Below are 8044 nucleotides of genomic sequence, written 5' to 3' on the forward strand. Positions count from 1 at the left end.
TGGCAAGAATGGCGGAGGAGGGCAGTGAGGGGTTTTCGCAAAATCCAATGCGCCAGACCGTGGTCAAACGACACCGCCGTATCGGATGGCAATCAGGATGTCTTTCACGCGCTGTGCACCGTAACTGGTTTTGGCCAACTCCAGAGGGCTATCGCCATCCAGCATGGGGTGAGGGCGGCGCAGCCAAGCTGAGGCTTCGTCTTCCGTCTCAAAGGTGTCGGTGGCCATTTGCCCAAGTTCCAGTAAACGCAAGACGCTTTCAGCCGAATGGATGGGCAACAGTTGCCCTTTGGCAGCTCGGCGGTTGGCGGTGCTGCGGTCCAGATCCAGGTACTCTGCAATCACCCCTTTACCCAGCCCCAGATAATCACCCAGCGGCCCAATGGCTTGACTGGAAATGCCGCGCTTGAGGAGCTTGCAGGCCCCAGCGCTGGAAAGGCTGGCCAGACGTGTGCCCACCATCACGCGTGTGGTCGCTTGTGGCGAATCGTCTTGTTCAGGAGCATCCAGCAAGGCCCAAAGGGTCGAAAGAGCAGCGCTTCGACTTGTGGTGTTGGTTGAGAGGGTTGATGATTTCATGGTGCAATTACATCATGATGGTGAAGCAATTGCAACAATTTGAAGTTCGCCGAGAGGGCTTTGGGAGCCCAAGGATCAGGTTGTCAGGTCTGCTTGCTCGCGCGATTGGCGCTCATCACACGAGGCTTGAATGGGATGGTGTCGCGCCATCCTGGCGCTGAATCTGTTCAAGGCGATGCATTAACCAGTGGAACCCGATGTGTTCTTGCTCCAAGCGCAGCCCTGTGCGTATGCGGTTGTCGCGCAGGTCGTCATACAGGGCGCGCTCTTCGGGCGTCAGCCGGTGCAAGTCAATGCAAAGGGGCTTGTCTTCACTGCCCCAAATGGCCGCGTGCGCATCGAGCGTGGACCTGTCCATCAAGAACGAGACGACGTGGTCAAAGTGGCCGCGAAGCTGGTCCAGAATGCCAAAGCCATGCGTGTCGATGTCGCCCCAGTAGTGGATGGGGCAGTGCTTGAGCCAATGGCTGAGGGCCAGTGCATCCCAGCCGTAGCCTGCGCCAAAAATCACGAGGGCATGGCGCACTGGCGGAAAGGCCAGAAAGTTGGTCTCGTTTTCGGTGATGAAGACACGCTGCACACCGATCGATAGGCGGCTGAAGCTGTCGGCATCCAGCGTCAAGTCGGGGCATTGCACGCCAGGCACCAGCGCCATGGCCGGGTCCAGCACACGCAGGCGTATGCGCGTTGGCTTTTGCAAAAAGCCATAACGGGCAGGGAACTGGCTGACGCCAGTTTTGTGGGGGTTGACCGCGTCCAGTGGCAGCGCCAGATCGAGCAGCTCGGTCAGTACCCCGCGATGGGCTTCGATGAATTTGCTGTGAACGCCGGGCACGTCCATCTGCCGCAGGTAAATGCCAGGGCGTGGATGCGCGACCAGCCAGGCCACCACAGCCAGCAAGCGGGGCCATTCGGCCAGTAACTCGAGCGCCTGGTGTGGATGCTTTTCTAACCAAGGCAGCAAGGCTGGATGCATTTGCCGCGTGTCGGCCACTTGCGCCGAAAAGCGCTCCCAGTCTTTGCGTTTGCCCAACCAGACCAAGGCCGCTTCGAGTGTTTGGACACAGACGCAGGCCGGTAAGCTTTGCGCGCCTTGGACGCGGTGGTTGAGCGTTTGCCACTCCACACGCACGGCGCCCTGCGGTGCCCATTCGCCAGACAGTTCGGCCACCCATGCGCGCACCTCATTGAAACGGTCTGTGATGTCTGTGGAAGTGGGCGATTTGATGGACAGGCGCAAAGGAAATCGCTCGTGGCCGCTGACCGCGTCGCGCAGCAGTTCGCCGCGCTCCCATAGCCGCGCCAGCTGGGCTTTCAGTTCTTTCGGGCCAGTCCAGCTCACTGCGCAGGCTCCTGTGCTTGAGGGGCAGAAGGGGCAGATGGGGCCAAGGCGATTGCGGGGGCTGGCGTCAAGGCCTTTTGTGCCCGGTATTCTTCGATGGACAGATTGCGCAGCTTCGAGGCCCGCCCACCCTCGTTGTGGACGAAGCCGACGCTGGCGACATAGGGTTCGATGATGTGGATTTTTTGCAGCGGCGTGACGATCAAAAGTTGCAGGTTGAGTTGCCTAAACAGCTTGAGGCCGTATTGGGCCGACTCGTCCGAACCGCGCCCGAAGGCCTCATCGATGACCACGAAACGGAAAGAACGCGAGCGCACCGCACCCCATTCTAGGCCGAATTGGTAGGCCAAACTGGCCGCCAAAATGGTGTAGGCCAGCTTCTCTTTTTGCCCGCCCGATTTGCCACCGGAGTCGGAGTAATGCTCGTGCTCGGTGTTGTCCTCGCGCCAGCGTTCGCTGGCGGCAAAAAGGAACCAGTTGCGCACGTCGGTGACTTTGGCCGTCCAGCGGCGGTCTTGTTCAGACAGGCCTTCGCGCCCCCTGAAGCGGTCGATGATGGCTTTGACCTGCAAGAACTTGGCCTCGGAATACTGGGCATCGTCCGACCCGGTGACCGCGCCCTCGGTGCAGGCGCGCAGTTCTTGCTGGAAGTCGCGGATCTCGGCGTCGGGGCTGGCCTGCGATTCCAGCAGAATGAAGCGCCCGGGGTTGTAGTCGATCTCGCCCAGCGATTGGTTGATGTGGGCGATGCGCTCTTTGATGGTTTCGCGCTCACGGGCCAGTTGGGCATTGAAGTTGGCGATTTCGTTGATGGTGTTGACGTTGAGCAACTCCTTGAAGCGCGACACAAAGCGCGGCAGGTCGTCGCGGTTCAGCTGCGACAGCAAGTTTTCGTATTCAAAGGCCCCTGCCAAGCTGGCATCCATCTCGGCGGTTTCCAGCTTGAAGCTCTCTTTGAAGGAGGCCATGGCTTTGATGATTTTTTCGGCCAGACGCCGCAGCTTGATGTCTTCGGCATCAATGCGTGCTTGCAGCCAAGCGCGCAGGTCTTGCTCGCGGTTGTCGCAGGACTCCACGCTGAGAAGTTGTTCGCCCAAAGCTTCTGCGCGCATGGCTTCGAGCCTTGCAGCCAAGGCCGCGTCGATGGCCACCTCGTGCAGCAGCGCAGCAGTTTGCTGGTGCAGCGCCTGCGCGTCAGCGCGCCGCTGCTCCACCTTGGCGCGTTTGTCGCGCGTGCCTTGCAGTTCTTCGCCAGTGGTTTTTTGTGCCGCCTGCACGCTGCGCAGCTTGTCGTTGAGTTGTTGGAGCACATCTGAGGCCGCCTCCAGCCGATTGCGCTCGTCCACCAGTTGCGCAATTTCGGTGGCCAGGCTGGCCCAATCGAGCTCGTCGAAGGTGGTGAACTCTTCAAGCCGGGTGAGCGCATCCAGACGGCTGGTGAGTGCTTTGCGTTCGGTTTGAATGGCCGCAATTTGGCCGCCCACTTCAGCGAGCCGCGCTTCAAGTTGTTGGCGCTTGGCCTCCAAGGCTGCAATTTTGGCGCTGTTGCTCCAGCCCAGCACGTAGCGGCTGCGGTCCTCAATGCGGTGGCGGTCGTCTTTTTCATGCCGGCCACTGGGGTCTTTGATTTGGCCGGCAAGGGTGACGGCGCGGGTCTCACGGCGAAACTGCTCTTGCGTGGCGCAGCACGCGACGTCGAACCGGACGCTGAGTTCGCGTTCCAGCCAATCGTAGTGGGGCGAGTCGGGCTTGATGGCGAGTTTGCGCACCAGGGAATCGCGGTGCAGGGCAGGCAGTTCGGTGGTTTTGCGTGCGCGCACATGGAAGTACACCAAGCGGCCCCGCAGGTGGGCGCTGTCTACCCATTCGGCCACGGCTTTGTAATGCGCATCGGGCACCAAAAGCGCCAGACCAAAGCCGCGCAGCAAGCGTTCGGCGGCGCCTTCCCAGTCACGGGCCTCTTCGCGCACCTGAATCAATTCGCCAGCGAACGGCATGTCGTCCACGTTCAAGCCCAGTGCCGTGCAGATGGCGGCGCGGATTTGGATTTGCTGGTCGTCGATGTTGCTGCGCCTGCGCTTGAGGCTGTCGATTTCCTGGCTTTGCTGCGTGTGTTCTTGCTTGCCTTGGCGCAAGCTCACGCTGTGTTCGGTCAGGGTGTTTTGCAGGTCGGCATCGCGCTGCAGTGCCGCTTCGCGCCAGCTTTGGTATTTGCCGCGCTGCGTGGCAAAGCTGGCGTCATCGCTGGCCAGGGGCTCGCCCAGCACGGTGGTCAGTTCACCATAGCGGCGGGCCTTGGTATGGCGGGTGTCGCGCAACTGCTCTTTTTGGCGAATCTCGGCGGCAAGGCGCTCCAGCCGGTCGCCGCCGTTGTCGTTGATCGCTTGCTTGAGTTCATCCACTTTCTGGCCTTGCGCCTCGTGCATGGCCGCCAGTTTGTGGACCTGTGCATCCACGCGCTCCCACTCTTGCGCCAGTGAGGTCAATCGTTTGTCGAGCAGTTCCAGCTTGAGGCCCGCAAAGTAGGGGCGCAGACGGTCGCGGCATGCTCGCAAGTTGTCGACCTCGGCGGCCAATGCGCTGTGGCGGCTGCAATCGGCGATCAAAGGCGTGAGCAATTCCACTTGGGCTTTGATTTTCAGGATGGCCTGATGGGCGCGGTTCAGGTCGTCAAAGTGGCCGATCAAGGCCTGCAGGCGCGGGGCCACCTCGAAGGGCTCCAGCATGTGGCTGCGCACAAAGTCCGTCAGGTTGCCGACCGACTTCATCGACACGGTTTGGTGAAACAGCTCCAGCGCCTGGTCGTTTTCAATGCCAAAGCGCCTGCGAAACCAGGCCGCATACGGCGGAAAGGAGTCGTGCAGTTCCGCGCCCAGGCCACGCAGCCGCTTGCGAAGTTGGGCCATGTCGGAGCCGAAATGGGCGAAGTCCGCCGCAATCGAGAGCGCACGCTCGGCCCCCAAAAAAAAGCGTGCGGGTTGCCCGTGGGCGTCCTTCATCCAGAACACCTGGGCCAGTGTCACCGTCTGGTCGTAGCCTGCGTTGTGGAACACACCCAAGATCACCGAGTAGCTGTTGGGCTCGCGCAGGCTCACCGGCTTGGCCGCACCGGTGACCTCATTGCGTTCGGATTTGTAATGCCCCAGCACGTAGGAGCGCAGCGTCCGTTCCTTGCTGTCCGCGCCCGCAGCCTTGTTGTAGGCGATGCGGTTGGCAGGCACCAGCAAGGTGGTGATGGCATCAACCAAGGTGGACTTGCCCGAGCCAATATCGCCCGTGAGCAGGCCGTTCTTGCCGTCGAGTTGCAGCGTCCACACCCGGCTGTCGAACGTGCCCCAGTTGAACACCTCCAGCCGGGTCAGCCGAAAGCCGGTCAAGGTGTCATCCGATACAAAGTCCAAGCCCATGGATTGCGGCTCAAGCATGTTGGGCCCCTTCCTGCGTGTCGGTCACGCCGGCCAATTGAGACTGGTAGCTGGCCAGGCGCGCATCGAATTCGGCCAGCCATTGGGCGTCCACAAAGGCCTTGAGAATGCGCCGCACCTCGTAAGAGGCCTGCCCGGCGGCGGCACCACCGGCGGGTTTGAGTTTGTGCAAAAACCCCAGTTCGGCCACCTTGTTGATGTTGGTCTCGATCTGGTCGATGAGCTTGGTTTCGTTTGTGCCGTCGGGCAAGAACACGCGCACCAACTCCACCACTTCGTCACGCGAGAGCACCAGCCGCCCCGCATGGGCGTCTTGGCCACCGCCTGCGTCGAACTCGGCGAGTTTTTTGCGCAGCAAAGCCAGCAACAAACTCACGGCGAAGGACAGCGGTCGGCGTGCCACCAAACGGGGCAGACGGGGCGCGGCTTCGTCGTCGGCCGCTTCGGGGCGACTCTTCAAGAAAGCATAGCCCTCGGCCTCGTCCAGCACCAACTCAAGGTTCAGCACCGCCACGTAATCACGCACCCGCGCTTGTAGGTTCAGCAGGCCCGCCCACTGGCGTTCGTCGGCGTCGCGGTAGAGCACGCTTTTGAGCAGGTTGATCAGCAACACCGACAAATCAGAAGAGGGCGTCACCATGGACTGCGACTGCGGAGGGGTCGCTGGGGTGTTCAAAAAATCATCTTCCATACAGGGCCTTGGTTTTTGTTCTGGTTCAGCGCATGAAAATCACGCGGGGCAGGCGGGCGCTGCGGGTGATGGTTTGGCCATCGGTGGCCAGCGTGTGCCAGTGGATTGGCTCGGGCCTGTCCTCGTCCACCACGGTGCTGAAGCTGGCACTGCCCAGCTGCAAATAGGCCACCAATTCGGCCAAGCCCTGTTGCAGTGGTTGGCTGGCCACCAGCTCACCCAGGGTGATCTGGGCGCGGTCTTGCAGGGCGTGGCGGATATGGCGGGCCAGCCGCGCCGAGTCAACCACCACTTGGTCAAACAGTTTGGCCGGGTCGATGTCTTCATCGCCTGCCTGCAACACCAAGTCGGCAATGACGGGTTGCACGGTTGGGGTGAAGAGGGGGCGCTCCATGGCCAGCGCAATGTCCGCGCTGGGTTGGGCCATCTCCATCATGTGGCCGGGAACAGGCGCATCGCGCAGCGCCAGCGCCTTGCTTTCGATGCCATGCAAGATGTCCATGATGCGGCGGTTTTCCAGCCAGGCCTGGTCGTCCAGAAAACGGCGCAATTGCTGGGACAAGGCGGCAACGGTGCGCTGGGTATGTTCGCCCGCTTCCATCCAGTCGTAGTGAACGCGGCGGGTGCGGGCGTCCGGGTTCAGGTGGGCCACGGCGGGCAGTGCCAGCACGCGCTCGAGCAGCGCGGTCAACTCCTCTTGCCTGCGGCTGGACAGCAAAAAGTCCCAGAAGGCGCGAAAGCTTTTGCCCTGGTCGGAGTCGGCAATGGCATCGCGCTCGCCCATGATGTCCTCGAGCAGCGCGCCCTTGCTGCCCTCCCACAGCGCGATGCGTTCACGCACACGCCGGTCCAACTGCCGAAAGTTGTGCTCGACCTCGCGAAAGTCTGTCAGCAACTCACGCGCACCTTGCGTGAACTGCTGAAAACGGTCCTTCACCGCCGTGTCGTCCAGCAGCGGCGCATCGCCCGACTGCACCCGGGCGATTTCGGCGTCGATTTCATCGCGCTTTTTCCGCAGCTCGGCGATGCGTTTGGCCGGGTCGGCTTCGCTGCCCTCACTCATTTGTTTGAGCAGGTCAAACAGCGTGAGCAAACGCGACTCGGTGCCCACGAACTGCCGCTCGCTCAGCTGCGCCAGCCAGGCGATAGCCTTTTCGGTGGCGGGTGTCAAATCGAACTGCGCCTCGTCCGTGCCCGAGCGGTAAAACTTGCGCAGCCAGCCCTTGTCGTGCGCAGCCCAATCGTTCAGATACTCCAGCGCTGATTTAGGGAATGTGGTTTCACCCAAGTGCAGGCGCAAGGCATACAAGGCGTCTTCCAGCGCCTCGGCCAAATCCGCCGCCGCCATCACCCGCACATTGGGCACCACAAACACCCGGTGTAAAAAACTGGCCACCAGTGGCGCATGGTCCGAGCGCAACAGCCGCCAAGCCGGGTGGTGGCTGCGCAGGGCGTCAAGGGTGGCGTAGTCAAGGGACATGGATCACTTCAGCTTGTCAGGTAGGGGTCAGGGCGGCTTGTCGGCTTGTCGGCTCGCAGCAGCAGACTTTAGCGCTTGCGGAAGGGCTTTCGCTTGGCTTGTTGATACCGAGGCCAGCCAACTCAGCCAAGAGCTCGGCCAAATGGTCGGGGTGGCCCGGGTTTTTTGTTTGATCAGGATGGTTCAGGTTGACAAGTGAGGGTGTGGCGAAAAATTCGCTTTTTTCGAGGGCAGAAACAAGCCTTTGATTTGCGTCGTCATCAATCTGATGGTACTTCAGGGCGGCAGGGTCAATGTGTCGGTTGCGTCCCTTTATTCAGGCCAACTTGAGAGGGGTGGTGGCTTTTTGCTGGGCATGACGGGTTGGTCAACCCTTATTTTTCGGCCACAGCTGAAGAGTTGCTCGCAAGGTATGTTGGAACAAAAGCAAGCGCCTTCAAACCGCCAACAGCAGGCAGACCAAGCCGTGGCGGGTTGGAACGCTTTGCATGAACCCGAGTTTCAAAGTGCGTGGGTCGGTGTTGGTG

General features: G+C 61.2%; 5 protein-coding genes. All 5 read right to left on the bottom strand.

What is annotated here, in order from left to right:
- Window positions 1-63: 63 nt before the first annotated feature.
- Window positions 64-579, bottom strand: coding sequence for an antitoxin Xre/MbcA/ParS toxin-binding domain-containing protein (locus ACIQ47_RS13485; protein ID WP_396438611.1), 516 nt, complete (start codon window positions 577-579; stop codon window positions 64-66).
- A gap of 115 nt (window positions 580-694) precedes the next feature.
- Window positions 695-1921 (bottom strand): DUF3322 domain-containing protein, encoded by a 1227-nt coding sequence (locus ACIQ47_RS13490; protein ID WP_396438612.1) that lies wholly within the window; start codon window positions 1919-1921, stop codon window positions 695-697.
- Window positions 1918-5346: an ATP-binding protein gene (locus ACIQ47_RS13495; RefSeq protein WP_396438613.1), complete on the bottom strand. Its 3429-nt coding sequence runs from the start codon at window positions 5344-5346 to the stop codon at window positions 1918-1920. The genes ACIQ47_RS13490 and ACIQ47_RS13495 overlap by 4 nt, the downstream gene beginning before the upstream one ends.
- The gene (locus tag ACIQ47_RS13500; RefSeq protein WP_396438615.1) at window positions 5339-5986 is read right to left on the bottom strand and encodes a DUF4194 domain-containing protein; all 648 of its coding nucleotides are present in this window, start codon (window positions 5984-5986) and stop codon (window positions 5339-5341) included. The genes ACIQ47_RS13495 and ACIQ47_RS13500 overlap by 8 nt, the downstream gene beginning before the upstream one ends.
- A 76-nt stretch (window positions 5987-6062) precedes the next feature.
- The gene (locus tag ACIQ47_RS13505; protein ID WP_396438614.1) at window positions 6063-7517 is read right to left on the bottom strand and encodes a DUF3375 domain-containing protein; all 1455 of its coding nucleotides are present in this window, start codon (window positions 7515-7517) and stop codon (window positions 6063-6065) included.
- Window positions 7518-8044 lie beyond the last annotated feature (527 nt).

The organism is Limnohabitans sp., assembly GCF_044373035.1.
GTDB lineage: Bacteria > Pseudomonadota > Gammaproteobacteria > Burkholderiales > Burkholderiaceae_C > Limnohabitans_A.